Origin of the sequence: Ancylobacter lacus, from assembly GCF_018390635.1 — a bacterium.
In the GTDB taxonomy this organism is placed as follows: Bacteria; Pseudomonadota; Alphaproteobacteria; order Rhizobiales; family Xanthobacteraceae; genus Ancylobacter; species Ancylobacter lacus.
Window position 1 is genome coordinate 18,777 of sequence record NZ_JAHBGE010000008.1, and the last position, 26,063, is coordinate 44,839.

Below are 26,063 nucleotides of genomic sequence, written 5' to 3' on the forward strand. Positions count from 1 at the left end.
GCCGGCCGGGGCCTGCGCAGGCTCTAAGGGAGGAACCGGGATGGCCTATGAGTGGATCAAGGCGCTGCATGTCATCGCCATCATCTCCTGGATGGCGGCGATGCTCTATCTGCCCCGGCTGATGGTCTATCACTGCGCCGCGCCGGCGGGTTCCCCGCAATCCGAGACGTTCAAGGTGATGGAGCGGCGGCTGCTCCGTGCGATCGCCACCCCGGCCATGGTGGTGAGCTGGGTGGCGGGCATCGCCCTGGCCTGGCAGGGCGGCTGGTTCGCCAGCGGCTGGCTTCACGTGAAACTCGTCCTGGTGCTGGCGATGAGCGCGATGCATGGCCAGCTCGCCATGTGGGTCGGCCAGTTCGCCCGCGACGCCAACACCCGCAGCGCCCGGTTCTACCGCATCGCCAACGAGGTGCCGACCGTTCTGATGATCGGCATCGTGATCCTGGTGATCGTCAAGCCGTTCTGAAAAGCCGAAACCGGGCTTGCGGGGAATCGCCGGCTTGCCTATGGTGGCAGTGCTTTCCACAAAGCTGGCTGACGCACGCGTCTCTTCCGCCCTCCTTCCCCGAGGACGGCAATGCGTCGGATCCGGAACCGGCCTTCCCCGTTTCGTTCCACAGACCAGCGCCTCCCTGCCCTTCAGCCCGGACCGCCATCTGCTCCGGGCCTGTCCAACTTCCGAGGCCTTTTCCCATGGGGGAAATGAAGCTCCAGGACCTCAAGTCCAAGAATCCGGCCGAACTCCTCGTGTTCGCCGAAGAGCTCGAAGTCGAGAACGCCAGCACGCTGCGCAAGCAGGAGCTGATGTTCGCCATCCTGAAACAGCTCGCCGCCCGCGACACCGACATCATCGGTGAAGGCGTGGTGGAAATCCTGTCGGACGGCTTCGGCTTCCTGCGCTCGCCGGACGCCAATTATCTGCCCGGCCCCGACGACATCTACGTCTCGCCCTCGCAGATCCGCCGTTTCGGCCTGCGCACCGGCGACACGGTGGAGGGCCAGATCCGCTCGCCCAAGGATGGCGAGCGCTATTTTGCCCTGCTCAAGGTCAACACCATCAATTTCGAAGACCCGGACAAGATCCGGCACAAGATCAACTTCGACAACCTGACCCCGCTCTACCCCGACGAGCGCTTCAAGCTGGAGATCGAGGATCCCACGCGGAAAGACTTCTCCGCCCGGGTCATCGACGTGGTCTCGCCGATCGGCAAGGGCCAGCGCGCGCTGATCGTCGCCCCGCCCCGCACCGGCAAGACCGTGCTGCTGCAGAACATCGCGCAGTCCATCACCACGAATCACCCCGACTGCTACCTCATCGTGCTGCTGATCGACGAGCGGCCGGAGGAAGTCACCGACATGCAGCGCTCGGTGAAGGGCGAGGTCATCTCCTCCACCTTCGACGAACCCGCCGCCCGCCACGTCCAGGTGGCGGAAATGGTGATCGAGAAGGCCAAGCGCCTGGTCGAGCACAAGCGCGACGTCGTCATCCTGCTGGATTCCATCACCCGCCTCGGCCGCGCCTACAACACGGTGGTGCCGTCCTCCGGCAAGGTGCTCACCGGCGGTGTCGACGCCAACGCCCTGCAGCGGCCCAAGCGCTTCTTCGGCGCCGCCCGCAACATCGAGGAAGGCGGCTCGCTCACCATCATCGCCACCGCGCTGATCGAGACCGGCTCGCGCATGGACGAGGTGATCTTCGAGGAGTTCAAGGGCACCGGCAATTCCGAGGTCATCCTCGACCGCAAGGTGTCGGACAAGCGCGTCTTCCCGGCGATCGACATCACCCGCTCCGGCACCCGCAAGGAAGAGCTGCTGGTTCCCGCCGACGTGCTCAAGAAGATGTACGTGCTGCGCCGCATCCTCAACCCGATGGGCACGGTCGACGCCATCGAGTTCCTGATGGACAAGCTGCGCCAGACCAAGACCAACGCCGACTTCTTCGATTCCATGAACACCTGACGGGGAGCGGGGCATGGGCGCGCGGCGGCTGGTTCTGATCCTCCTCGCGTGGCTCCTGCCGGTTCTTCCCGCCAGCGCCGGCGTGGCCGAGCGGGAGCCGCCCTCCAGCGTGCTCTGGCTCGGCCTGCTGCTCGTCATCGCCTGGAGCTGGGTGATGGCGTATCGGCGCTGGTGGCTGCCCCTCGCGCTCTGGCTGCCGGTGGCGCTGCTGGTGGCCGGGCTGATCGCCCCCCTCGCCGACCCCGCGGTGGCCGACGCCGTCCGCGCCGAGCTTGGCGCCGGCTATGTCTTCCAGCTCGATCTGTGCTGCGCGGTGGCGGTGGTGGTGCCGCTGATGTTCGCCGACCTGCGCTATCGCGGCTGGTCGTGACGGCGCGTCCACAGCCGAACGCAGACGGAGCCGCCGGCCTTCCCGCCGTGCCGCGTCGTCCGCTGCTGCCGGCGTGATGCAGGCGGAAGGCTGGTCCCGGACATTGTGAAGAGTCTGCAACCAGTGCGCGATAAAATGACGGTTTCGCCCGCGAAACGGCCGTCCCCATAAATGACTCGTGGCGGCCGATCGCGGGTCGATCCGATCTCCACATCGTCAAAGGGCAAAGTACGGCCAGCGGGCATTTCTGCCCATTTGCAGGGTCCTGGCGGATTTCACCCCCAGCTTGTCCACAGCCTGCTCACAAACCCGCCGACACGCCGGGGCGGAGCCCGCCGGCCGAAAGCCGGCGCCGCCTTCAGGCGGTAGCGATGGCCGGCGACCGTCGCGCGAGGGCGCCTATCCCCGCCGGCCGCCGCCCTGCCCGGAAGGGCGAGCCCGGCCCCTCGCCCTCAGCCTGTGGCGCCACGCTGGGGAACGGCCTTCGCCAATTGATTCGGGTCCGTGACAGGCAGCGAGCACACCTGCCCCGCGCAGACGAAGGCGGCGGCCTGCGTGCTCGCCCGCGCCTTCTCCCGCGCCGGGTGATCCTCGGCGAGATCCTCGGCCGCGCTCACCCGGGTCAGCGCGATGTCGAGCCGGGGCAGCCGCGCGGCGGCCTGCCACAGCGCGTCGGCGACCTCGCCGGTGCCGACGACGACGATCTCCGGCGCCCGCAGCCGGGTGTCGAGCGCGTTGAGCAGGCCGGCATGGCTGTAGAGCTGCGGCGCCGCGCGCGGCAGCAGGCCGGCCATCAGCCGGTCAAGTCGTTCCAGCCAGCGGGCCTCGCCGGTGACGGCGTGGAGGCGGGCGAGGTTGCGCGCGGCGAGCGCGTTGGGGTTGGTGACCGCGTCGTCGACCGTCGCGTCCGGCCGCAGGATCAGGCCCTCGGCGTCGTCGGCGGTCATGTAGTAGCCGCCATCCTCATGGCGGTGATGGGCATCGAGCGCGTCCATCCAGCCGATGGCGCGGCGGAGATAGGCCTCCTCGCCGGTGGCCTTGTGCAGCGCCAGCGCCGCGCGGGACATCGCGGCATAGTCCGCCGACAGGCCGGGCAGCACCAGCCGGCCGTCGCGGTAGCTGTGGCCGAGCCGGTCGCCGCGCGTCATCGATTCGGCGATGAAATGAAAGGCCCGTGCCGCGGGATCGAGCCATTCCGGGCGGTCGAGCCGCAGCGCCGCCTCGGCCAGCGCCGCGATCATCAGCCCGTTCCAGTCGGCGAGGACCTTGTCGTCCCGGCCCGGCCGCACCCGGCTCTCCCGCACCGCCAGCAGCCGGTCGCGCAGCACGGCGAGGCGTACCTCGTCGGCGCCGGAGCGCTCCATCGCCTTCAACCGATTCGGGATCGAAACCCCCTCCCAGTTGCCGAACGGGGTGATGTCGTAGTGCCGGGCGAAGAACTCGGCGTCCGCCGCGCCGAGCGCCGCCAGCAGCTCCTTCAGCGTCCAGACATAGAACCTGCCCTCGTGGCCTTCCGAATCGGCGTCGAGGCTGGCGGCGAAGGCGCCTTCCGGCGTCACCATCTCCCGCAGCAGCCAGCCCACCGTCTCCTCGGCGCGGGTGCGGAACAGCGGGTGGAAGGTCTCGTTAGCGGCGAGCGCCAGCAGCTCGAGCAGCTGGGCGTTGTCGTAGAGCATCTTCTCGAAATGCGGCACCAGCCAGCGCTCGTCGACGGAATAGCGGGAATAGCCGCCGCCGACATGGTCATAGATGCCGCCCTCGCTCATCGTGTCGAGCGCGTGCAGCGCGGCGTCGCGGAAGCGCTCGCGCCCGGTGCGCTCCCAGGCCCGCCACAGCAGCTCCAGGAACGGCGTGTTGGGGAATTTCGGCGCGCCCTGCACCCCGCCATTCTGCGGGTCCATGATGCCGAGGATGCGGGTCGCGACATCGTCCAGCTCGTTCAGGCCGATGCTCACCTGCCCCGCCGGCCGCGCCTTCTCCCGCAGCCGGTGCAGCAGCGCCTCGCGGTTGCCGGCGATGCGGGGATCGCCCGAGGCGTAGGCGCCGGCCATGGTGCGCAGCACGTCGGTGAAGGCGGGCTGGCCGTATTTCGCCTCCTTCGGGAAATAGGTGCCGCCCCAGAATGGCGCGCCGTCCGGGCCGAGGAACATGGTCAGCGGCCAGCCGCCCTGCGCGCCGAGCTGCTGCAGCGCCGACATGTAGATCTGGTCGATATCGGGCCGTTCCTCGCGATCGACCTTGATGTTCACGAACAGCTCGTTCATCACCGCCGCCGTCGCGGGGTCCTCGAAGCTCTCATGGGCCATGACATGGCACCAGTGGCAGGCGGCATAGCCGATGGACAGCAGGATCGGCCGGTTGCTGGCGCGGGCTTCGGCGAGGGCGGCCGGGCCCCATTGCCACCAGTCCACCGGGTTGTCCTTGTGCTGGAGGAGATAGGGGCTGGTGGCGTCGGCGAGGCGGTTCGTCACGTCGGGCGTCCTCTGTCTGTCGCCGGAAGGCCGCGGCGCCGGGGCCGCGGGGGCGGAAGAGCGGGCATGGGTCGGTCTCGAACATAGGGCGTAGCGCGTGGAACGACAGCGGGAAAGCCGGCAGGAGCCGGGTGCGGCGATGGGTTCCGGCGAGCCGGCGGGCGGCGAGGAAGGCACCATCGCCGCGGTCTCGACCGCGCCGGGCCGGGCGGCGGTGGCGGTCATCCGGCTCTCCGGGCCTGACGCCGGGGCGGCGCTGACGGCGCTGGCGGGCCGGCTGCCGGAGCCGCGCCGGGCAACGCTGGCGACGCTGCGCGACGCCGCCGGCGACCGGCTCGACCAGGCGCTGGTGCTGTGGTTTCCCGCCCCCCGCAGCGCGACCGGCGAGGACATGGCGGAGCTTCAGCTCCATGGCGGCCGGGCGGTCGTCGCCGCGGTGCTGGAGGCGCTGTGGCGGTTGCCCGGCCTGCGCCCCGCGGGCCCCGGCGAGTTCACCCGCCGCGCCTTTCTCAACGGCCGGATGGACCTTGCCGCCGTGGAGGGCCTCGCCGACCTGCTGGCGGCGGAGACCGAGGGCCAGCGCCGCCTCGCCCTCGCCCACGCCTTCGGCCATCTCGGCGCCCGGGTCGACGACTGGCGCCGCCGGCTGGTGCGGGCGATGGCGCTGGTGGAGGCCGGCATCGATTTCGCCGAGGAGGAGGACATCCCGCGCGATGCCCGCGCCGCGGCCCGGCCGGATATCGAGGCGCTGGCGGCCGAACTCTCGACAGCGCTGGCCGACCGCCGTGGCGAGCTGGTGCGCGAGGGCGCCCACATCGCCATCGCCGGCCTGCCCAATGCCGGCAAGTCCTCGCTTCTCAACGCGCTGGCCGCCCGGGACATCGCCATCGTCTCGGACGAACCCGGCACCACGCGGGACCTGCTGGAGGTCGCGCTCGATCTCGGCGGCCACAAGGCCGTGCTGATCGACACCGCCGGCCTGAGGGAGGCGGGCGCCGGCAAGGTCGAGGCCGAGGGCATCCGCCGCGCCCGCGCCCGCATCGCCGCGGCCGATCTCGTGCTGTGGGTGCACGACGCCGCCGCCGGCCCGGCTCCGGCAGAGGCGCCGGACATCGCCCGCGCCCGGGGCGCGCCGCTCTGGCTGCTGGCGAACAAGGCGGACCGTGCCGAGCCGGTGCCCGGCCCTTCTGCGACCGCGCCGCCGGACTGGGCGGCGGCGGTGCTGCCGCTCTCGGCCCGCACCGGGCTGGGACTGGAGGCTCTCGCCGCCGCGCTGTCGCGCTGGCTGGCGGGGCGGGTGGATGCGGCGGGCGAGCATCCAGCCCTCCTCCGCGCCCGCCACCGCGCCGCGGCACAGGAGGTGGCGGACCGGCTCGGTACCGTGCTGGATAACTGGGACACGCTGGAGGACGAATTGCTGGCGGAGGAGCTGCGCCTCGCCGCCGCGGCGCTGGGGCGGATCACCGGCCGTATCGGCGTCGAGGATCTGCTGGATGTGGTGTTCCGGGAATTCTGCGTGGGCAAATGAGCGGGCCGGCAGGTAAGCCATCCGCCGGGCGCACTCGCGGCGTCCCTGGTTTCACGTGAAGCGGCGCGCGGCGCGGCGCCGCGGGCGCCGCCGGCTGGCCCCACCCCCGTGTTTCACGTGAATCACGCGAACCGATTCGCTTCCGGTCCAATCGGTCTTCCGCCGCTGCAACGCCGCCACCGTGGCTTGCCGCTTGACGCCCGCCGGCAAAACCGGTTTCCAGAGGGCATGACCCATTCCCTCGCACCTTCCCCTTCTCCGGCGCCGCCGGAGGCTGACGCCCGGCAACCCGCCGGCACGGCCGTGCACGGCCGGTTTGACGTCATCATCGTCGGCGGCGGCCACGCCGGTGTCGAGGCTGCCGCCGCGTCCGCACGGCTCGGCGCCCGCACCGCGCTGGTGACGCATGCGCGCGCCACGCTCGGCGCCATGTCCTGCAACCCCGCCATTGGCGGCCTCGGCAAGGGCCATCTGGTCCGCGAGGTCGATGCGCTCGACGGGCTGATGGGGCGGCTTGCCGACGCCGCGGGCATCCAGTTCCGGGTGCTGAACCGGCGCAAGGGGCCGGCGGTGCGCGGCCCGCGGGCGCAGGCCGACCGCGCGCTCTACGCCGCCGCCACCCGCGCGGCGATCGATTCGGTGCCGAACCTATCGGTCGTCGAAGCCGAGGTGGACGATCTCCAGCTCGCGCCCGGCCCGGGCCCGGCCGCCGTCACCGGCGTGGTGCTGGCGGATGGAAGCGTGCTCGGCTGCGGCGCGGTGGTTCTCACCACCGGCACCTTCCTCACCGGGCTTATCCATATTGGCGACCGCCGTGTGCCGGCCGGGCGCATGGGCGAGAAGCCAGCGCTCGGCCTGTCGGCGACGCTGCGCCGGCTCGGCCTCGCCGTGGGCCGGCTGAAGACCGGCACGCCGCCGCGGCTCGATGGCCGCACCATCGACTGGGGAGCGCTGGAGATGCAGCCCGGCGACACACCGCCGGAGCCCTTCTCCACCCTGACCGAGCGGATCGTGACACCGCAGATCGCCTGCGGCATCACCCGCACCACTCCGGCGACGCATGAGGTGATCCGGGCCAATCTCGCGCGTTCGGCGATGTATTCCGGCTCGATCACCAGTGTCGGCCCGCGCTATTGCCCCTCCATCGAGGACAAGATCGTCCGTTTCGGCGAGCGCGACGGCCACCAGATCTTCCTCGAACCGGAGGGGTTGGACGACCCCACGGTCTATCCCAACGGCATCTCCACCTCGCTGCCGGAAGACGCCCAGATCGCCCTGCTGCGCACCATTCCCGGCCTTGAGCGGGTCACGATGCTGCGGCCGGGCTATGCCATCGAATATGACCATGTCGACCCCCGCGAGCTGGAGCCGACGCTGGAGGCGCGCCGCGTCGGCGGCCTTTTCCTCGCTGGCCAGATCAACGGCACCACCGGCTATGAGGAGGCGGCGGCGCAGGGGCTGGTCGCCGGGCTGAACGCGGCGCGGCGGGCGGGCGGTGCCGCCGGCGTCACCTTCGACCGCGCCGAGGCCTATATCGGCGTGATGATCGACGACCTCGTGACCCGCGGCGTCAGCGAACCCTACCGCATGTTCACCTCGCGGGCGGAATACCGGCTGTCGCTGCGGGCGGACAATGCCGACCAGCGGCTGACCGCGCGGGGCATCGCGCTGGGCTGCGTCGGCGCGGCGCGGGCGGCCGCCTTCGGCGCCAAGCAGGCAGCGCTTCAATCCGCCCGGCGCTTTGCCGATTCCGTGGCGCTGACGCCGAAGGAGGCGGAGCGTTACGGACTCGTTTTGAATCAGGATGGCCACCGCCGCACCGGCTTCGGCCTCCTCGCCTATCCCGACGTGGACTGGGCCACCCTCACCCGGATCTGGCCGGAGGAAACCGCCGGCATTGCCCCGGCCATCGGCGAACAGGTCGAGATCGACGCCAAATACGCGGTCTATCTCGACCGCCAGGCCGCCGACATCGCCCGGTTCCGCCGCGACGAAGCGGCCGAGCTGCCGGCGGCGCTGGACTATCGCGGCCTTGCCGGGCTCTCCAACGAGATCAAGGCCAAGCTGGAGTCGATTCGGCCCCGTACCATTGGCCAGGCCGGGCGGATCGACGGCATGACCCCGGCGGCACTGGCGCTTCTGGCGGCGCATGCCCGCAAGGCGGCCGGTTGACCTCCGGTCCCGCTCGGCGAGGGTCGCCGTCCGGCGCGGGTGGCGCTATAACACGGCATGACCGCCGCTCCCGATTCGACCGCCGACCGTCGCGAGGCTCTTGCCCTCTGTCCTGTTTCACGTGAAACGGAAGAGCGGCTGGACGCCATCGTCGCCCTGCTGCTGAAGTGGCAGAAGACCATCAATCTGGTGGCGCCGGCGACGCTGCCGGAGGTGTGGACCCGCCATGTCGCCGATTCGCTGCAGCTGGTGCCGCTGGCGGGAGAGGTCTCGCGCTGGGTCGATCTCGGCTCCGGCGGCGGCTTTCCCGGGCTGGTGGTGGCGGCGGCTCTGGCGGAGCGGGAGAATGTCGACATCGTCCTGGTCGAGAGCGACACCCGCAAGGCCGCCTTCCTGCGTGAGGCGGCCCGGGTCGCCGATCTGCCGGTGACGGTGGTGCCGATGCGGATCGAGCAGGCGGCGCCGCGCATCGCGGCGGGAGTCGAGGTCGTCTCCGCCCGCGCGCTTGCGCCGCTGCCGAAACTGCTCGACCTCGCCGCGCCCTTCCTTGCGCAGGGCGCGCGCGGCCTGTTCCTGAAGGGACAAGATGTTGATAACGAATTGACCGAGGCCTCTAAATCTTGGAAGATTCAGGCCTCGACCGTGACCAGCCGCACCCACCGGGACGGGCGGGTCCTGATCGTCGAGCGGGCCGAGCCGCGAGGCTGAGCCATCACTGCTTCATCAGGGTCGAAGCCATGAACGAGCTTCCCTCCAGCGATCTTCCCTCGCCTTCCGCCGGAGCGCCGGGGCCACGGGTGCTGGCTCTCGCCAACCAGAAGGGCGGGGTGGGCAAGACCACCACCGCTATCAATCTCGGCACCGCGCTGGCGGCGATCGGCGAGCGCGTGCTCATTGTCGATCTCGACCCGCAGGGCAACGCCTCCACCGGGCTCGGCATCGAGCAGCGCAGCCGGCGGGTGTCGAGCTACGACGTCATGGTCGGCGACGCGCCGATGGCCGAGGCGCTGCTGCCCACCGCGGTGCCGCGACTCTCCATCGTCGCCTCCACCATGGACCTCTCCGGGCTGGAGCTGGAGATCGCCGGCTTTCGCGACCGTGCGTTTCGGCTCCGTAACGCTATTCGGTCGCTGACGCCGGAGGGCGGCGCGGCGCCGTTCGACTATGTGCTGATCGACTGCCCGCCCTCGCTGAACCTCATCACCATCAACGCCATGGCCGCGGCGAACGCGATCCTGGTGCCGCTGCAGTGCGAGTTCTTTGCCCTTGAGGGTCTGTCGCAGCTGTTGAAGACGGTGGAGCAGGTGCGCACCACGCTGAATCCCACGCTCAGCATCCACGGCATCGTCCTCACCATGTTCGACGCCCGCAACAACCTGTCGGGACAGGTGGTGGCGGATGTGAAGCAGTTCATGGGATCGAAGGTCTACGACACCATCATCCCCCGCAACGTCCGCATTTCCGAGGCGCCGTCCTACGGCAAGCCGGCGCTGCTTTATGATCTCAAATGCTCGGGCTCGCAGGCGTATATCCGTCTCGCTTCCGAAATCATCCAGCGCGAGCGCGAGCTGCGCGCCGCGTGACGCCGAGGGAGACGATGATGGCAATGCCCGATGAGAATGGACGCTCGCGCCTCGGCCGCGGGCTGGCGGCGCTGATCGGCGATGTCGGCCAGGAGAATGCCGGCGCCGAGCGGCCGGGCCGCTCCGGCCAGCGGCGGGTGCCGATCGCCTTCCTCCGCCCCAACCCGCACAATCCCCGCCGCAGCTTCGGCGTGGAGGAGCTTGCGGAACTGGCCGACTCGATCCGCGCCCGCGGCGTGATCCAGCCCATCGTGGTGCGGGCCGCGGGGCCGGAGGCGTTCGAGATCATCGCCGGCGAACGCCGCTGGCGCGCGGCGCAGACCGCCGGGCTGCACGAGGTGCCGGTCGTCGTCATCGAGGTGACCGATCGCGAGGCGCTCGAGATCGCCATCATCGAGAATGTGCAGCGCGCCGACCTCAACCCGCTGGAAGAGGCGATGGGCTACCAGTCGCTGGCGGAGCAGTTCGGCTATTCCCAGGCCGATGTCGCCCGCGTCATCGGCAAGAGCCGCAGCCATGTCGCCAACACGGTTCGGCTGCTGAAGCTGCCGGACGCGGTGAAGACCTATCTCGCCGATGGCCGCCTCTCCGCCGGCCATGCCCGCGCCCTGCTGACCCAGGACGACCCGGAGACGCTGGCCCGTGCCATCGTCGAACAGGGCCTGAACGTGCGCGAGGTCGAGGCGCTGGCGCAGGAGCTGAACGCGGTGCGGGCCGAGGCGGCCGGGCGGCCTGCCAAGGTGCGCACCCCGCCCGACGCCGACACCCGGGCGCTGGAACGCCGCATCGCCGACGCGCTGGGGCTGAAGGTCACGCTGAAGCATGACGGCGAAAGCGGGGAACTGCGCATCCGCTACAGTTCGCTCGACCAGCTCGACGAACTCGCCCGGCTCCTCGCCGGCGGCTGAGCGGCCTCAGCCGGCGCGGCGGGCGGTGGCGGCGAGCTGCAGCAGCGCCCGTTCGGCAATGGCGGGGCCGAGCCCGGCATGGCGCCGGGCGGCCAGCAGCGCGTCGTCCAGCGTCAGCAGGGCGGCGAGCAGCCGCGCCGCGCTCCACGAGCGCAAGGCCTTTTCCACCAGCGGCTTGCGGCGGAAATGGATCGCCGGCCGGGCGCTCTCGATCACCCGGTCGGGCGGCGTTCCGGCCTCGACCTGCAGCCGGAGCTGGTGCAGCCCCTGCAGCGCCCGCTGCACCGAGCCCAGCACGACATCCCCGCGCATCCCCTCGGCCATCGCCTTGGCATAGGCCTCCGCCATCGGCGCCGCCGCGCCGGCCAGCGCGGAATCGGCGATCTCGTCGAGCGCGAGGCTGGAGGCGTCGCCGACGATGGCGCGCACATGCGCGCTGGTGATGCGGGGCTCGCCGGCGGCATAGAGCAGCAGCTTGGCGATCTCGCCGCGCGAGGCCATCCGGTCGCCGCCGATGAGGCCGGCGAGTTCCGCCCGGGCGTCGCGGTCGATGGCGATGCCGGCTTCCTGGGTCATGGTATCGATCAGCCGGGCGATGTCGCGCTCGCCATCGGCGTAGCAGGCGATGGCCAGCGCCCGTGGCGAGGCCTCGCACAGCGCCCGCAGCGGCGCTCCCTTCTTCAGGTCGCCGGCCTCGATGACCACCACCGCCTCCGCCGGCGGGGCGGCGAGCAGCGCCTCGACCGCCGGCACCACGTTGCGCGAGCCCACCCGCAGCGAGACCACCCGGCGGCCGCCGAACAGCGCGATGGTGGAGGCTTCCTCGACGAGGCGTCCGGGGGTGCCGGCGATGTCGTCGCCGTCGAGCTTCACCCGGCCGAAGGGGTCGTCCGCGCCGGCCTCGGCGCGGCGCAGATAGGCCGCGGCGCGTTCGCGCACCAGGCCGGAATCCGGCCCGAACAGCAGCACCACCGGCCGCAGCGGGTCGATGCGGGAGAGGGCCGCGTCGACCTCCGCCGCCTTTACGGCGACCACGGTCAGCTCTTGGGCACGGCGGGGGCCGGCGCAGGGGCCGCGGCGGCGGAGGCCGGGGCGGCCGGGCCTGCGGGGTGGGTGACGAACCAGGCGGCGAGCTGGCTCTTGATGAGGTCCGCCGCGACATTGGCCGAGCGGTTCTGTGCGTCGCGCAGCGCCCGGGCCCGGGCGAAGCGCTGATAGCCGCTGTCGATCGAGGCCTTGCCGAAGGCGCGCCCGGTCGTCAGCGGCTTCTTGTCGTCGCCGGCGGCGAAGAGCTGCCAGGCCGCGTCCACCGTCACCAGCTCGACCTCGGGCAGGCCGGTGACGTTGTCGATGATCGTCGACGTCGTGTTGTCCGACACCTGCATCACCAGCCGGTAGGGCGCGCCCTTGGGGTTTCCCGCCCCGCCGGTGAGGGCGAAGATGAGATCGTTGCGGATCTCGTTGCCGATCCGGCCCTGGACGAACACGATCTCGACATTGGTGAGCTGCTCGCCGAGGCTGGGGCTGTCGGTCGTGCTCTCGGCATACATCGGCTTGAAGCAGCCGGCGGTGGCGAGGGCGAGAAGACCGGCCACGGCCAGGCCGAAGCCGCGGCGGGCGAGGGGTCGGGCGAATGCTTCGATGGCCGGGCGATCAGGCAACGACATTCACGATCCTCTGAGGAACGACGATGATACGCTTCGGCGGCCGCCCGTCGAGGGCTTTCACCACCGCATCGAGGGCGAGAACGGCGTGCTCCACCTCGGCGGGGCTCGCCGCCTTCGGCACGGTGATGTCAGCCCGGCGCTTGCCGTTGATCTGTATCGGCAGCGTAACGGTGTCCTCGGCGAGCAGTTCCGGGTCGCTGTCCGGCCAGGCGGCCTCGGCCGCGAGGCCCTCCCCGCCCAGCGCGGCCCAGCATTCCTCGGCGAGATGCGGCACGCTCGGGGCGATGGCGCGGACGAGGTAGCGCGCGGCCTCGTGCAGGGCGAAGGCGGTGTCGGCCGGCAGCGGCCCGGCCTCGGCGCTCTTGCGCGCCGCCACCACCGCGTCGCCGAACACATTGGCGAAGGCGTGGACGCGGGCGACCGCCACGTTGAAGCGCAGCCGCTCGACATCCTCGGCCATCTGCGCCGCCAGCTTGTGCGCGGCCCGGCGCAGGCCGAGCGCGGCCTCGCCGAATGCCGCGGGGGCCTCCGGCGCCTCGGGCACCAGCGCCAGCACCTCGCCGACCAGGCGCCAGATGCGCTGGACGAAGCGCCAGGCGCCCTCGATGCCGGCGCTGGTCCACTCGCTGTCGCGCTCCGGCGGGGTGTCGGAGAGCATGAACCAGCGGGCGCAGTCCACGCCATAGGTGTCGGCGACGACCTCCGGCGGAACCACGTTGCGCTTCGACTTCGACATCTTCTCCGGCGGCCCGATGGTCACCGGTTCGCCGGTGGCGACCGTCACCGGCGAGCCGTCCGCCGCCTTCTCCACATCCTCGGGAAACAGCCAGCGCCCGGCCGGGTCCTTGTAGGTCTCGTGGACGATCATCCCCTGCGTGAACAGGCCGGCGAACGGCTCCTCGATCGAGACGCGGCCGATCTTGTTCAGCGCCCGGGTGAAGAAGCGGGAATAGAGCAGGTGCAGGATCGCGTGCTCGATGCCGCCAATGTACTGGTCGACCGGCAGCCAGTGGTCGGCGGCGCCCTTCTGCAGCGGCGGCGTGTTCGGTTCGGAAGCGAAACGAGCGAAATACCAGGACGAGTCCACGAAGGTGTCCATGGTGTCGGTCTCGCGCCGGGCGGGGCCGCCGCAGTGCGGGCAGGCGACGTGCTTCCACGTCGGGTGGCGATCCAGCGGGTTGCCCGGCGCGTCGAAGGTCACGTCGTCCGGCAGCCGCACCGGGAGCTGGTCCTCCGGCACCGGCACCGGGCCGCAGCTCTCGCAATGGATGATCGGGATCGGGCAGCCCCAGTAGCGCTGGCGCGAGATGCCCCAGTCGCGCAGGCGGAAATTCACCGCCCGCTCGCCCACCGGCGCGTTGCCGAGCGTCTGCTTCTCCAGCCGCGCCGCCACCGCCTCCTTGGCCTCGGGAATGGAGAGCCCGTCGAGGAAGCCGGAGTGGTAGAGCGTGCCCTCGCCGTCATAGGCGATGTCGCCGACCGCGAAGCTGGCGGGGTCCGCCTCCGGCGGCAGCACCACCGGGGTAACGGGCAGGCCGTATTTGCGGGCGAAGTCGAGATCGCGCTGGTCGTGCGCCGGGCAGCCGAAGATGGCGCCGGTGCCGTATTCCATCAGCACGAAATTGGCGACGTAGACCGGCAGGTCCGGCCCGCCGAGCGGATGGCGCACCTTCAGCCCGGTGTCGAAGCCCATCTTCTCCTGGGTCTCGATCTCGGCGGTGGAGGTGCCGCCGCGGCGGCATTCCTCGACGAAGGCAGCGAGCGCGGGGTTGCCGGCGGCCAGCGTCTCGGTCAGCGGGTGGCCCGCCGACAGCGCCAGGAAGGAGGCGCCGAACAGCGTGTCCGGCCGGGTGGTGTAGACCTTCACCTCGCGCGGCAGTTCGGCCGCGGCGGCCGCGCCCGCCGCCAGCTCGAAGCGCACATGCAGCCCCTCGGAACGGCCGATCCAGTTGCGCTGCATCAGCCGCACCTTGTCCGGCCAGCGCTCCAGCGTGTCCAGCCCGTCCAGCAGCTCCTGCGCCAGCGCGGTGATGCGGAAGAACCACTGCGCCAGCTTGCGGCGCTCCACCAGCGCCCCGGAACGCCAGCCGCGTCCGTCGATCACCTGCTCATTGGCGAGCACGGTGTTGTCGACCGGATCCCAGTTGACCTCGCTCTCCTTGCGGTAGACGAAGCCGCCCTTCAGGAACTCCAGGAAGATGCGCTGCTGCTCGCCATAATAGGCGGGGTCGCAGGTCGCGATCTCGCGCGACCAGTCCAGCGAGAGGCCCAGCAGCTTGAGCTGCTCGCGCATGGTGGCGATGTTCTCGTAGGTCCACACGCCGGGGTGGGTGTTGCGCTCGATCGCGGCGTTCTCCGCCGGCAGGCCGAACGCGTCCCAGCCCATCGGGTGGAGAACGTTGAAGCCCTTCATCCGCTTGAAGCGGGCGACCACGTCGCCCATCACATAGTTGCGGCCATGCCCGATGTGGATGCGGCCCGACGGGTAGGGAAACATCTCCAGCACGTAATATTTCGGCCGGGGGTCGTCGTTTCGGGTGCGGAATATCCCGCGCTCGTCCCAGACCTTCTGCCAGCGGGGTTCGGCCTCGCGGGCATTGTAGCGTTCGGTGCTCATCGGATGTCTTTGCAAAGCCTGTCGGGGTAGCGAGCCTTCGGCCACGCGCGAGCCGACAGCGGCCCGCGCGCGGGCGCGGCGGATGCGGCGGGACTAGGCCACGACGGGCGCCCGCGGTCAACAGCGCCGTGCCGCCGCGCCGGGTCAGAGCGAACGGCTGGCCGGCAGCGCCCCGCTGTCATTGCCGCGCACCGCGTTGCGCCCCGCCGCCTTGGCGGCATAGAGGGCGCGGTCGGCCATCACCAGCAGCGTGGAGGGGCCGACGCCTTCCTCGGGGCGGCTGGCGGCGAAGCCGATGCTCACCGTGACGCGGCCGTGGGTGGAGCCGGCATGGGCGATGCCGATCTCCTCGATGGCGAGGCGCAGCCGGTTGGCGGTCTCGCCGGCCCGGGCGCTATCGGCGCGGGGCAGCAGCACCGCGAATTCCTCGCCCCCGATCCGCGCCACCAGATCCTCCCGGCGCACATTGGCCGCCAGCGCCGCCGCGACCCGGCGCAGCGCGCTGTCGCCCTCGGCATGGCCGTAGCGGTCGTTGAACTCCTTGAAGTAGTCGATGTCGATCATCAGCATGGCGACCCGCCCTCCGGGTCCCCGGAAGGATTCCACCGCCTCGTCGAAGGCCCGGCGGTTGGCGACGCCGGTGAGGGGGTCGCGATTGGCCAGCAGGTTGAGCTGCCGGTTGGCCTCCTGCAGCGCCGTCTCGCGCTCGGTCAGCCGGGCCGCCATGTCGGTGAAGGCGTCGACCAGCGGGTCCAGCTCGGAGATGCGCAGGGAGGAAGCCTCGGCCTGCGCCGGCTCCTGGCCGCGGCCGAACGCGGCCAGCCGCATCGCCAGTTCCTGCACCGGCCGCACCATCAGCCGCTCACCGGCGATCCAGAGGCCGATGAAGATGACCGCGCAGGCGGCGAGGAAGATCGCCACCGCCCGCAGCGTCGCGGTTTCGATCTCGGCCTTGAGCGTGCTGGCGCTGATGCCGACGGCAAGGCGCATATTGCTCTCGGGCAGGCGCTCGAAGCCGTAGATGCGCTCGACCCCGTCCGGCCCGGCGGTGGTGAAGGTGCCGGAGGAGCGGCTGAGCATATAGGACACCAGCGGGGTCCGGCGCAGGTCCTTGCCGGCCAGCGTGTCGCCATTGGGAGAGGCGTTTATGACGGCGCCCTCGGGGTCGATCATCAGCACCGCGGCGGAGAGGTCGAGATCGGAGATGATCGAGAGCGGGAAGATGAGGTCGAGCTGAATGCGCGCGACCACGACGGCGATGACGTTGCCCTCATCGTCCACCACCGGCTGGGCGGCGAAGATGCTGGGCAGGCCGCTGACATAGTTGCTGGACACGCTGGAGAGCGCGAAGTGCCCGCGCAGGGCGATCCGCATGTAGTCGCGCTGCGACAGGTCGAGATACATCGCCGTCGGCGCGGAGGCGCAGACCACCTGGCCCTGCGGCGTCGCCAGCGCGATCGAGCCGATCTCCGGCACCAGCTCGACGATGTTCTGAAGGCTGGCGCAGCCCGGCCCGCCCTGGATCGACTCCACCGCCCCGAGCGAGACCGCCTGAAGGGTGCCGTGCACCGTGGCGAGCACCTCGCGGTACTGCGCCAACCCGCGATTGGTGAGGTCCAGCACGTTCTTGCTCGCCGCCGCCAGCAGCTCGTGGCGCTGCGCGTTGATGCTGGCGACCCGCTCGGCAAGGAGGAAGGCGAGGCCGATGGCCACCAGCCCGATCAGGCGCGAACGCAGGCTGGTCCGGCGCCCCCGAGCCGGAAACAACCTCGATTGCCGCGCCTCCCCGGCCCGCCGCCCGGAAAAGCCTGTCATTTCGTCGGAAACGGACATGTATCCCGCCTGTCCGGCGCCTCCTCGTCCCGCCGATAAGCGCATGAAGCCGCGGCCGGCGCAATCGAGCAGACGGGCCTGCGCGCACGCTTATTGCGCCGGCGGGGTCGCGACGGCGTCGTAGCCCTGCGCGGAGAAGGCGATCAGGCAGAAGCCGTTGCCGAACGGGTCCGCCAGACCGGCGATCCGGCCCCAGGCCGCCTCGCGCAGCGGCGCCTCCAGCACCGCCCCCGCCGCCAGCGCCCGGGCGAGGGCGGGCTCGATGTCGTCGACCACGATGTCGAGATGGACCGGGGTCCAGTGCCGGCCATAGTCCCGCTCGCCGCCGGCCGGCGTCGCCCGGGAGCCGGCGGGCTTCACCAGCAGGTAGATCGCGCAGCTCGCGCCGAGCAGCTCCAGCCCCGCCCCGCCGAAGCGGCGGCCCTCGGCGAGACCGAAGGCCTCGACATAGAAGCGCCGCGCCGCCTCGAAATCCGGCACGTCGATGTTGACAAGCAGCCGCATGGTTTCCATTCCCTCGCTTGGCCGCGCCGGGCCGGCTCAACCCTAGAGGAACCTTGCATGAGCGTCGCCGACCGATTGGCCGAGGTGCGCGGGCGGATCGAGCGTGCCACCCGCGACGCCGGGCGTCCGGCGGGCTCGGTGCGGCTCGTCGCCGTGTCCAAGACCTTCGAGGCCGGGGATATCCTGCCGGCGCTGGAGGAGGGCCAGCGCCTGTTCGGGGAGAACCGGGTGCAGGAGGCCAGGGGCAAGTGGCCGGCGCTGCGCGAGCGGCATCCCGATGTCGAGCTGCACCTCATCGGCCCGCTCCAGTCCAACAAGGTGCGCGAGGCGCTGGCCCTGTTCGACGTCATCCATACGCTCGACCGCGAATCGCTGGCGGGCGCCCTCGCCCGCGAAATCCCCCGGCTGGAAGGCCGGCCGGCGCCCCGGCTGCTGGTGCAGGTGAACACCGGGGAGGAACCGCAGAAGGCGGGCGTGGGGCCGCTGGAGGCGGACGCCTTCATCGAGGCCTGCCGAACCCGCCACGGCCTCGCCGTCGAGGGGCTGATGTGCATCCCGCCCGCCGGGGAGCCGGCGGCGCCGCATTTCGCGCTGCTGGCCACCATCGCCCGCCGCCATGGGCTCGCCACCCTGTCCATGGGCATGAGCGGGGATTTCGAGACCGCGATCCAGCTCGGCGCCACCCATGTGCGGGTCGGCAGCGCCATTTTCGGCCACCGCTGAGCCTCAGCCGACCTCGATCCGCGTGCGCGGCCCCAGCCGCGCCAGCACCCGGCGCAGATCCGCCGGGCGGAAGGCGATGCAGCCGGCGGTCGGCGGAAAGCCCGGCCGCGCGATGTGGAGAAAGACCGCCGAGCCGCCGCGCGCGGTGCGCGGGCGCTGGTTGTGGTCGAGGATGACGACGAGGTCGTACAGCCCGTCCTGCCGCCACATCTCCTCGTGCGAAGCGCGGAACGGCCGCCGCACCGGCCTGTTGTAGCAGGCCGCCCCCGGCGCGTCGCACCAGCCATCGTCGGGGCGCATCGGCCGGGCCGGCAGCGCGGTGGCGGGCCGCCGGCCGCGGTCGGGCCGCCACCGCAGCTCCAGCGGATGCCAGCTCCCCGCCGGTGTGGCGCCGTCGCCCTCGCGCTTGGCGTGGCGGATGCCGGCCGGCCCGAGGGCGACGGGAAGGGCGCGCCCGTCCAGCAGCACCCAGCCGCGCGCCCGCGCGCCGGGGCGCGTCACCACACGCAGGCGTTGAACGGGCGGCCGGCCTGCAGCGTTTAAGCGGAGCTTGCCGGCGGGAAGGGGCTTCTTCTTTCGGCGTTTTGCGTTCACGATCACGTCACGAGACTGGCGGGCGTCGGCGGCGGTGACGCTGCGGCGCTTGCCGGAGGCGTCCCGCCCGTCCTAAGTCCGAAGGGCGCGAAGACGAGGGATCCTATATCAGGGATGGGCGCAGGCGCGGCACGCGGACGGTTGCAGGACAGGAATATGGCGAACGCCCAACGAATTCTGGTGGTGGACGACGACAACGAGCTGCGCGAGGCGCTGGTGGAGCAGCTGGCTTCGCTGGAGGAATTCGACACGGTGGCGGTCGATTCGGCGCAGGCGGCCATCGATCAGGTCGGCGCCGACCGGGTCGACCTGGTGCTGATGGATGTCGGCCTGCCCGACATGGACGGGCGCGACGCGGTGCGGGTGATGCGCCGCAACGGCTTCAAGGCGCCGGTCATCATGCTCACCGGCCACGACACCGACAGCGACGCCATCATGGGCCTCGAGGCCGGGGCGAACGACTATGTCGTGAAGCCGTTCCGCTTCGCCGTGCTGCTCGCCCGGGTGCGGGCGCAGATGCGCTCGCACGAGGCCAGCGAGGACGCGGTCTTCACCATCGGGCCCTATACCTTCCGCCCCGGCGCGAAGATGCTGGTGACCGAGCGCAATTCGAAGATCCGCCTCACCGAGAAGGAAACCGCGATCCTGCGCTATCTCTACCGCGCCGGAAAGAAGCCGGTGGCGCGCGAAATCCTGCTGCAGGAGGTGTGGGGCTACAATTCCGGCGTCACCACCCACACGCTGGAAACCCACATCTACCGGCTCCGGCAGAAGATCGAGAAGGATCCTTCGCATCCGAACCTTCTTGCCACCGAGGCCGGGGGTTACAAGCTGCTACCCTGACCGGTGATTCGCGCCGCCGCGCCTGTTGCGGCCGGCCCGTCCGCCGCCACCTCCCGCCCGAGCCCGCTGCCTGCGCATGAGCATCGACGACGACATCCAGCTTCTGGATCGCATCAAGACGCTGAATCTCCTCGGCCGTGAGGCGTTGCGCATCATCGCCATCGGCGCGGAATCGCGCGTCGTGCGCGGCGGCGACATCCTGTTCCGCGAGGGGCAGGAGGCGGATTCCGCCTTCGTCGTGGTAAGCGGCAGCTTCATGCTCACCCGCGAGGACGCGCCGAACGGGATCGCCGCGCGCAGCGCCATCACGGTCGGCCCGGGCACGCTGCTCGGCGAGATGGCGCTCATCACCCAGACCCTGCGTCCCGCTACCGCCACCGCCACCGAGATGTCGAGCGTGCTGCGCATTCCCCGCAGCATCTTCATGCGCACGGTGGAAAGCTTCCCGGACGCGGCGGTGCGGATCGCCCGCGACATCCGCCAGCGGCTCGGCGAGACGGTGGGCGGGCTGCAGCGGGTGCGCGGCCGGCTCGAGGCGATCGAGGGGCCGCAGGTCGACCTTTCCGCCGTGAACCTCGACACGCTCGACGTCGACGCCCTGCTCGGCGCGGCCCAGCCCGAGGGCGCGGCGGCCGCGCCGCCCGAGGCGGGCGCCATCCGGCCCGAACAGGCGGAATAGTCGTGGCGCTGGAGGTCACCGCCTCGATCGTCCTCGACGAGGCGGAGATCGAGGAAAGCTTCGTGCGCGCGTCCGGTCCCGGCGGGCAGAACGTCAACAAGCTGTCGACCGCGGTGCAGCTCCGGCTCGACGTGCGCAACTCCCCCTCCCTTCCCGAGGGGCTGAAGCTGCGGCTGGTGGCGCTGGCCGGCCGGCGGCTGACCCGCGACGGGGTGCTGGTCATCAGCGCCCAGCGCTTCCGCACCCAGGAGCAGAACCGCCAGGACGCCCGCGAGCGGCTGCTGGAGCTGCTGAAGGCCGCCGCGGTGGTGCCGGTGCGCCGGCGCGCCACCCGGCCCACCCTCGGCTCCAAGCTCCGGCGGCTGGAGGGCAAGGCGCGGCGCTCCGGCATCAAGGCCGACCGGCGCGGCCGCCCCGGCACGGACGAGGACTGAACGCGGCGTCCCCCCGGCGGGTCCCCGCCGGGCGCGGCGGCGGCTGCCAGCGGCCCGATCCTTGCCTCTTCGGATCCTTGCCTCTTCGAACGTCGCGTTCCCGCGAACGTCTTGAGACGGCGGACGTTTCGTAGTCATATGAAATTGCTGCGCTGCGGTAGCAGCCGCCCGCCGCCGGCGGGTCACCCGATGGAGAGCCATGAGCCCCGCGATCCTGATCGTGCTCCACCAGGAGCATTCCTCCCCGGGGCGGATCGGCCTCAGGCTGGTGGAGCGCGGCTTCCGGCTCGACGTGCGGCGCCCCTGCCTCGGCGAGCCGCTTCCCGCCACCCTGGCGGAGCATGCCGGCGCCATCGTCTTCGGCGGGCCGCAGAGCGCCAACGACGCCCATGACTATGTCCGCGCCGAGATCGACTGGATCGGCGTGCCGCTGGCGGAGAACAAGCCGTTCCTCGGCATCTGCCTCGGCGCCCAGATGCTGGCGCGCCATCTCGGCGGGCGGGTGGGGCCGCACCCGCAGGGTCTGGTCGAGATCGGCTATTACCCGCTGCGCCCCACCGAGGCCGGCGCCCGCCTGCTGCCGGGGGCGGCGGGGCATCTGTGGCCCGACCATGTCTATCACTGGCACCGCGAGGGCTTCGAGGTGCCGGCCGGCGCGGAGCTGCTGGCGCAGGGCGAGGCCTTCCCCAACCAGGCCTTCCGCTATGGCGCCCGTGCCTATGGCATCCAGTTCCACCCGGAAGTCACCCACCACATGATGTGCCGCTGGACGGTGCGCGGCAGCGAGCGGCTGGACCTGCCCAATGCCCGGCCGCGCAGCGCCCATTTTCTCGACCGGCTCCAGCACGACGCCCGGGTGCGGCTGTGGCTCGACGCCTTCATGGACCACTGGACCGGCGCGCATGCGGGCCGCCCTGCCGGCCTGAGGGTGGGCCTGCCGAACGGGCTCGCCCGCCACGGGTGAACCTGCCGAAGGTGCTCGGGAACCTTCCTTGCGCCGGCGGGTTCTCATGGGCGTGCCGGCCGGCCTGCGTGGCGGGCGGTTCGGCCGGGCTGTTCTTCTCCGAACCTGACGCGCGACCGGCCGCCGGCCCCGGCCGGCCGGCTGCCTTCCAGCATGGCGCGGGCCGGCGAGAGCGGGCGGGCCCGCCGCCCCGCCTCCCGCTTGCGGATCGTGCCATGAACCTGCTGATTCGCGCCGTCTTCGCCATCGGCGCCTGCGCGCTGGTGCTGGTGGCCGGCGCCCTCCTGCTCTCCGCGCCGTTCCAGGTGCTGGGCGCCGCGCTCTCGGGCGAGGTGCCGGCGCGCGAGGAGCTGCTGTCGATCGTCGGCTACCTCATCGTCGCCATGGCGCTGATCGACGTCGCCAAATATTTCTTCGAGGAGGAGGTGCCGGCGGGGCGGGACAAGCGCACCCCGGCCGATGCCCGGCGCGGGCTCACCAAATTCCTCACCACCATGATCATCGCCATCTTCCTCGAAGGGCTGGTGCTCACCTTCGAGACCGCGCGCAGCGACATGACGAAGCTGCTCTACCCCGCCCTGCTGGTGGGCGCGGGCTGCCTGGCGCTCCTTACGCTCGGCCTGTTCCAGCGACTCAGCACGCTGGCGGAACGCGAGGTAGGCCCGGCGGAGGCGGCCGAAGCCCGGCGCGACCCGGCGGGCTGAGAGCTGCGAAGCAGACGGCTCATATGCACGGCCACCGGCGGCGTGTCGCGGTCGGCTCGGACGGCGCCGGAATCGTCGCCGGAGGAACGAGGCGGCCTTCCCCTTTCGCCGAGGTTTTCATCACGCCGGAACGCGCCGGCCGGCCCAGTGCGACGCGACGACCCCAACCAGCGGCCGGGGCCGGTCGCACGCCCGGGCGGGTCGGCCGCCCGCGCGTGGAGCGAGCGGGGTTCGCCACCCCTCTCGCCTGTCCCCCGATGCCGGCGACGACATCCCACGAAGCCCGGCAGCGCGGCGCGGCAGCGTCTGGAAAACGCCCCAGCCCGCCGCGTTCAGCCCGCGCGCAGGTTCTGCACGAACTCGGCGACTTCGCGCTGCAGGTCGCTGGCGCGCGAGGACAGCGACGTCGACAGCGAGGAGAGCTGCGTCGATGCCGCGCCCGTCAGCTCCGCCGAGCGACCAACGCCGGCCATGTTGTCGTTCACCGCGCCGGTACCGCTGGCTGCCATATGCGTGTTGCTGGCGATTTCGCGCGTGGTGGCGGCCTGCTCTTCCACGGCGGAGGCGATGGCCGTGGTGACGTCGCGGATCCGGGTGATGATGCCGACGATCTTCTCGATCGAGCCGACGGTGCGGCCGGTCGACTGCTGGATGCCCTGCACCTTGGCGCTGATGTCCTGGGTCGCGCGGGCGGTCTGCTCGGCGAGCTGCTTCACCTCCTGCGCCACCACCGCGAAGCCGCGGCCTGCCTCACCCGCCCGCGCCGCCTCGATGGTGGCGTTGAGCGCGAGCAGGTTGGTCTGGCCGGCGATGTCGGTGATCAGGTTGATCACCTCGCCGATCTTGCTGGCGGCTTCGGAAAGCTCGCGGATTTCGCCGGCGGCGCGGGTGACCTCTTCCGAGCCCGAGGCGGCGAAGGCGGCGGCCTGTGTGACCTGGGAGCCGATCTCGTTGATGGACGAGCTCATCTCCTCGGTGGCGCTGGCGACCGTTTGCACATTGGTGGAGGCTTCCGCCGCCGCATTGGTGACGGCCATTGCCTGGCGCGAGGTCTCCTCGGCTGTATCCGACAGGTTGCGTGCCGCCGCTGACACCTCGTTCGAGGAGGAGGCGACATGGTTCACGATGTTTTCCATATTGGTGACGAAGGATTGCGCCAGCCGGTCGCGCCGGGCCATCGCCGCGCGCTCGGCCTCGGCGCGGGCGGTCGCCTCGCGGCGGGCGGCATCGGCTTCGGCAAGGCTATCGCGGAAGGTGAGCAGCGCGTTGCTGATGGCGCCGATCTCATCCTTGCGCTCGGTGTAATCGACGACCGTGGCGAAGTCGCCGCGGCGGATTCGATCCATGCCGGTCACCGTCGCACGGATCGGCAAGGCGATCAGCTTGTTGAGGACGAGGGCCGCACCGGCGCCGATGATGATGATGATCAGCACCGAGAATCCGACGGCGACTATGATCATGCGCTCGGCCGCGCGCATGTCGTCCTCGCGGACGGTAAGCAGGGACGCTTCGGCTTGGTTCAGTTCGGCGACAAGGCTACGGATCTTGTCGAAATAGGCCTTGCCCTTGCCGGCATATTCCACCTCACGGGCGGCCTCGGTGGACCCCGCCTTCATGAGATTGATGGCATAGGAGGAAACATCGCGCTGCCAGGCCTCGACGTGCTCCCGGACAGCATCGAGCCGCTTCTGCTGGATGGCATTGTCGCTGGTGAGCGACTTGGCGTCCTTCCAGTTGGCGGCAAAGGCGCTCTCGCCATTCCGGAGCGGCTCCAGATTTTCGTCCTTGCCGGTGATCAGATAGCCGCGGAGACCGGTTTCCTGGTCCACCATTGCGGCCATCATCCTGTCGACACGGTCCAACACCTCATAGGTGTGGACGGTCCAGCCGACATTCTGACTAACGGTCGACTGCGCTGTCAGGATGACCCCGCCGGTTGCAAGGCTGGCAATGAGGACAAGGCCGAATGCCAGCATGATCTTGGTGCGGATCGCGAGATTCTTCACGTTCATAAGGGGCCACCGAGAAGGAAATGTTGCCGAGAGCCTGAAGCAACAGGCGTTTTGTATCTTCGGCTGGCGCTCCAAAGCGGGTGCCGCTTCGGCTTGCCGGACGACGATGCCGGGAGTGTCGAACCGGAAATTCAAACGATGGTAAGCTTGCTTCAGGCTGAGGGCCGGCTGAGCTTCAGCCGGCCGAGGAGGCGCCGCCGTTCCGCTCCGCGTGCCACACCGCATGTCGATGGCAAGCGGCTCGAACGCCTCGATACCCGATAGCTCGGCACTGCGGGCAGCCGTGATCGCGCGTGTCGCCGCCGTCACCGCCGCCCTCGATCACGCTCGGGTCGCTCTCGCATGGGCCCGTTTGAAGGAGGCCAGGCGCCCTTGGGGGGATCGGCGAGTGTGGCGGAGAACCGGCGAAGCGGCGGGCGTTCACGTCGACATTCGCCGGCGTTCGCTGAAATCCGCGTCAGATGTGGGGGTAATGTCGGGGTGAATCGCGAAACAGCGAAGTCACGAGAAATTCAGGCAGAAGGCTGGTGGAGCCGAGGGGATTTGAACCCCTGACCTCTGCAGTGCGATTGCAGCGCTCTCCCAACTGAGCTACGGCCCCAGCCTCAGGCCGCGCCTTGTACGTTTGGCGCCACGGCGCTGTCAAGCGGGTCGGCGCGCCGTCAACCGAAGCTTCGCATCGGCGGCCGCCCCGCGGCCCGCAAAGGCGTGAAGAACACGCTGCCGCAGGGGGTTGCCGCGATCCCGCCGGCCCATTAAGCATCGTGCCAGCGGCGCCGCCGGCGGCTCCGTTCCCTTCCGCACGGCGCACGGCCCTTCCGCCACGGCCCCCGATCGAGGATCGCGATGAATTCGCTTCTCTGGCTGATCGATACGCTGATTTCGCTCTATGTCTGGATCCTGATCGCCTCCGCCGTCCTGTCGTGGCTGGTGGCGTTCAATGTGGTCAACCCGCACAACCCCTTCGTCCGCAATGTCGGCGAGTTCCTGTGGCGGGTCACCGAGCCGGTGCTGGGGCCGATCCGCCGGCTGCTGCCCAATCTCGGCGGCATCGACATCTCGCCGGTGATCCTGATCATCGGGCTCTATTTCATCCGCAACCTGCTGTTCGAGTTCCTGGTCTGAGCGGCGGGGCGCCGGGATGAACGCGCCGCCGGACGCGCCGCCGGACACATCGCCGCCCTGGACCCTGCGGCCCGACGGGGTGCGGCTGACGGTGCGCGCCACCCCGCGCGGCGGGCGCGACGCCATCGACGGCGTGGCGCAGCTCGCGGACGGGCGCAGCGTGGTCAAGGCGCGGGTGGCGGTGGCGGCAGAGGACGGCAAGGCCAATGCCGCGCTCGGGCGACTGGTGGCCGAGGCCGCCGGTGTCGCGCCTTCCGCGGTGAGCCTTGCCCAGGGCGCGACGGCGCGGCTGAAGACCTTCCACATCGCCGGTGAGCCCGCAGCGCTGGCGGCGCGGCTCGGCGCCCGTCTCGGCCTCGGCTGAGGCCGCACA

At 70.8% G+C, this 26,063-nt stretch carries 24 protein-coding genes and 1 tRNA gene; 16 read left to right on the plus strand and 9 right to left on the minus strand.

Annotated elements, in window-relative coordinates; all coding sequences use genetic code 11:
• Positions 1 to 40 precede the first annotated feature (40 nt).
• The 3 genes from hemJ (at position 41) to KHC27_RS01515 (ending at position 2,329) form a co-directional block, all read left to right on the plus strand.
• Positions 41 to 466, plus strand: coding sequence for a protoporphyrinogen oxidase HemJ (hemJ, locus tag KHC27_RS01505; protein WP_213334181.1), 426 nt, complete (start codon positions 41 to 43; stop codon positions 464 to 466).
• A gap of 227 nt (positions 467 to 693) precedes the next feature.
• The gene (rho, locus tag KHC27_RS01510) at positions 694 to 1,959 is read left to right on the plus strand and encodes a transcription termination factor Rho (RefSeq protein WP_213334184.1); all 1,266 of its coding nucleotides are present in this window, start codon (positions 694 to 696) and stop codon (positions 1,957 to 1,959) included.
• A 13-nt stretch (positions 1,960 to 1,972) separates the two neighbouring features.
• The gene (locus tag KHC27_RS01515; protein ID WP_213334187.1) at positions 1,973 to 2,329 is read left to right on the plus strand and encodes a hypothetical protein; all 357 of its coding nucleotides are present in this window, start codon (positions 1,973 to 1,975) and stop codon (positions 2,327 to 2,329) included.
• Positions 2,330 to 2,781: 452 nt separating this feature from the next.
• On the opposite strand, the gene KHC27_RS01520 is transcribed toward KHC27_RS01515, so the two are convergent.
• On the minus strand, positions 2,782 to 4,800 hold the full coding sequence (locus KHC27_RS01520) for a thioredoxin domain-containing protein (protein ID WP_343210804.1): 2,019 nt from the start codon (positions 4,798 to 4,800) through the stop codon (positions 2,782 to 2,784).
• A gap of 139 nt (positions 4,801 to 4,939) precedes the next feature.
• Between KHC27_RS01520 and mnmE the strand changes: the two genes are divergently transcribed.
• The 5 genes from mnmE (at position 4,940) to KHC27_RS01545 (ending at position 10,991) form a co-directional block, all read left to right on the plus strand.
• Positions 4,940 to 6,328 (plus strand): tRNA uridine-5-carboxymethylaminomethyl(34) synthesis GTPase MnmE, encoded by a 1,389-nt coding sequence (gene mnmE / locus KHC27_RS01525; protein ID WP_213334189.1) that lies wholly within the window; start codon positions 4,940 to 4,942, stop codon positions 6,326 to 6,328.
• Positions 6,329 to 6,556: 228 nt separating this feature from the next.
• Positions 6,557 to 8,500, plus strand: coding sequence for a tRNA uridine-5-carboxymethylaminomethyl(34) synthesis enzyme MnmG (gene mnmG / locus KHC27_RS01530; protein ID WP_213334191.1), 1,944 nt, complete (start codon positions 6,557 to 6,559; stop codon positions 8,498 to 8,500).
• A gap of 57 nt (positions 8,501 to 8,557) precedes the next feature.
• Positions 8,558 to 9,208: a 16S rRNA (guanine(527)-N(7))-methyltransferase RsmG gene (gene rsmG / locus KHC27_RS01535; protein WP_213334193.1), complete on the plus strand. Its 651-nt coding sequence runs from the start codon at positions 8,558 to 8,560 to the stop codon at positions 9,206 to 9,208.
• A 29-nt stretch (positions 9,209 to 9,237) separates the two neighbouring features.
• Positions 9,238 to 10,083: a ParA family protein gene (locus KHC27_RS01540; protein WP_213334195.1), complete on the plus strand. Its 846-nt coding sequence runs from the start codon at positions 9,238 to 9,240 to the stop codon at positions 10,081 to 10,083.
• A gap of 23 nt (positions 10,084 to 10,106) precedes the next feature.
• Positions 10,107 to 10,991, plus strand: coding sequence for a ParB/RepB/Spo0J family partition protein (locus KHC27_RS01545; RefSeq protein ID WP_213334510.1), 885 nt, complete (start codon positions 10,107 to 10,109; stop codon positions 10,989 to 10,991).
• Between the two features lie 6 nt (positions 10,992 to 10,997).
• Here the strand turns inward: KHC27_RS01545 and holA are convergent, their stop codons facing one another.
• From holA to KHC27_RS01570, 5 genes are all read right to left on the minus strand, one after another.
• On the minus strand, positions 10,998 to 12,026 hold the full coding sequence (gene holA, locus KHC27_RS01550) for a DNA polymerase III subunit delta (RefSeq protein ID WP_213334197.1): 1,029 nt from the start codon (positions 12,024 to 12,026) through the stop codon (positions 10,998 to 11,000).
• A 2-nt stretch (positions 12,027 to 12,028) separates the two neighbouring features.
• Positions 12,029 to 12,658, minus strand: coding sequence for a hypothetical protein (locus KHC27_RS01555; RefSeq protein ID WP_213334199.1), 630 nt, complete (start codon positions 12,656 to 12,658; stop codon positions 12,029 to 12,031).
• A complete protein-coding gene (gene leuS / locus KHC27_RS01560; protein ID WP_213334200.1) occupies positions 12,645 to 15,275 on the minus strand; it encodes a leucine--tRNA ligase in 2,631 nt (876 codons plus the stop codon). Before leuS ends, KHC27_RS01555 begins: the two co-directional genes overlap by 14 nt.
• 144 nt (positions 15,276 to 15,419) lie before the next feature.
• The gene (locus KHC27_RS01565; protein WP_213334203.1) at positions 15,420 to 17,108 is read right to left on the minus strand and encodes a sensor domain-containing diguanylate cyclase; all 1,689 of its coding nucleotides are present in this window, start codon (positions 17,106 to 17,108) and stop codon (positions 15,420 to 15,422) included.
• A gap of 90 nt (positions 17,109 to 17,198) precedes the next feature.
• Positions 17,199 to 17,612, minus strand: a complete 414-nt coding sequence (locus KHC27_RS01570; RefSeq protein ID WP_213334206.1) for a VOC family protein — start codon at positions 17,610 to 17,612, stop codon at positions 17,199 to 17,201.
• Between the two features lie 57 nt (positions 17,613 to 17,669).
• Between KHC27_RS01570 and KHC27_RS01575 the strand changes: the two genes are divergently transcribed.
• Positions 17,670 to 18,335, plus strand: a complete 666-nt coding sequence (locus KHC27_RS01575) for a YggS family pyridoxal phosphate-dependent enzyme (protein ID WP_213334208.1) — start codon at positions 17,670 to 17,672, stop codon at positions 18,333 to 18,335.
• Between the two features lie 3 nt (positions 18,336 to 18,338).
• On the opposite strand, the gene KHC27_RS01580 is transcribed toward KHC27_RS01575, so the two are convergent.
• Positions 18,339 to 18,836, minus strand: a complete 498-nt coding sequence (locus tag KHC27_RS01580) for a L,D-transpeptidase family protein (RefSeq protein WP_343210805.1) — start codon at positions 18,834 to 18,836, stop codon at positions 18,339 to 18,341.
• Between the two features lie 249 nt (positions 18,837 to 19,085).
• Between KHC27_RS01580 and KHC27_RS01585 the strand changes: the two genes are divergently transcribed.
• The 5 genes from KHC27_RS01585 (at position 19,086) to KHC27_RS01605 (ending at position 22,553) form a co-directional block, all read left to right on the plus strand.
• A complete protein-coding gene (locus KHC27_RS01585; protein ID WP_213334212.1) occupies positions 19,086 to 19,772 on the plus strand; it encodes a response regulator transcription factor in 687 nt (228 codons plus the stop codon).
• Positions 19,773 to 19,848: 76 nt separating this feature from the next.
• On the plus strand, positions 19,849 to 20,451 hold the full coding sequence (locus KHC27_RS01590) for a cyclic nucleotide-binding domain-containing protein (protein WP_213334214.1): 603 nt from the start codon (positions 19,849 to 19,851) through the stop codon (positions 20,449 to 20,451).
• A gap of 2 nt (positions 20,452 to 20,453) precedes the next feature.
• Entirely contained in the window at positions 20,454 to 20,885 is a 432-nt protein-coding gene (gene arfB / locus KHC27_RS01595; protein ID WP_213334216.1) for an alternative ribosome rescue aminoacyl-tRNA hydrolase ArfB, read from the plus strand.
• Positions 20,886 to 21,084: 199 nt separating this feature from the next.
• Complete coding sequence (locus KHC27_RS01600) at positions 21,085 to 21,849, plus strand: glutamine amidotransferase (RefSeq protein ID WP_213334218.1); 765 nt, start codon at positions 21,085 to 21,087, stop codon at positions 21,847 to 21,849.
• Between the two features lie 215 nt (positions 21,850 to 22,064).
• The gene (locus tag KHC27_RS01605; protein ID WP_213334220.1) at positions 22,065 to 22,553 is read left to right on the plus strand and encodes a GNAT family acetyltransferase; all 489 of its coding nucleotides are present in this window, start codon (positions 22,065 to 22,067) and stop codon (positions 22,551 to 22,553) included.
• A 332-nt stretch (positions 22,554 to 22,885) separates the two neighbouring features.
• Here KHC27_RS01605 and KHC27_RS01610 read toward each other — a convergent pair whose 3' ends face one another.
• Positions 22,886 to 24,874 (minus strand): methyl-accepting chemotaxis protein, encoded by a 1,989-nt coding sequence (locus KHC27_RS01610; RefSeq protein WP_213334222.1) that lies wholly within the window; start codon positions 24,872 to 24,874, stop codon positions 22,886 to 22,888.
• A 216-nt stretch (positions 24,875 to 25,090) separates the two neighbouring features.
• Positions 25,091 to 25,166: transfer RNA gene (locus KHC27_RS01615), tRNA-Ala, on the minus strand.
• Between the two features lie 245 nt (positions 25,167 to 25,411).
• Here KHC27_RS01615 and KHC27_RS01620 point away from each other — a divergent pair.
• On the plus strand, positions 25,412 to 25,690 hold the full coding sequence (locus KHC27_RS01620) for a YggT family protein (protein ID WP_213334224.1): 279 nt from the start codon (positions 25,412 to 25,414) through the stop codon (positions 25,688 to 25,690).
• 16 nt (positions 25,691 to 25,706) lie between these two features.
• The gene (locus tag KHC27_RS01625) at positions 25,707 to 26,054 is read left to right on the plus strand and encodes a DUF167 family protein (RefSeq protein WP_213334226.1); all 348 of its coding nucleotides are present in this window, start codon (positions 25,707 to 25,709) and stop codon (positions 26,052 to 26,054) included.
• Positions 26,055 to 26,063: the final 9 nt, after the last annotated feature.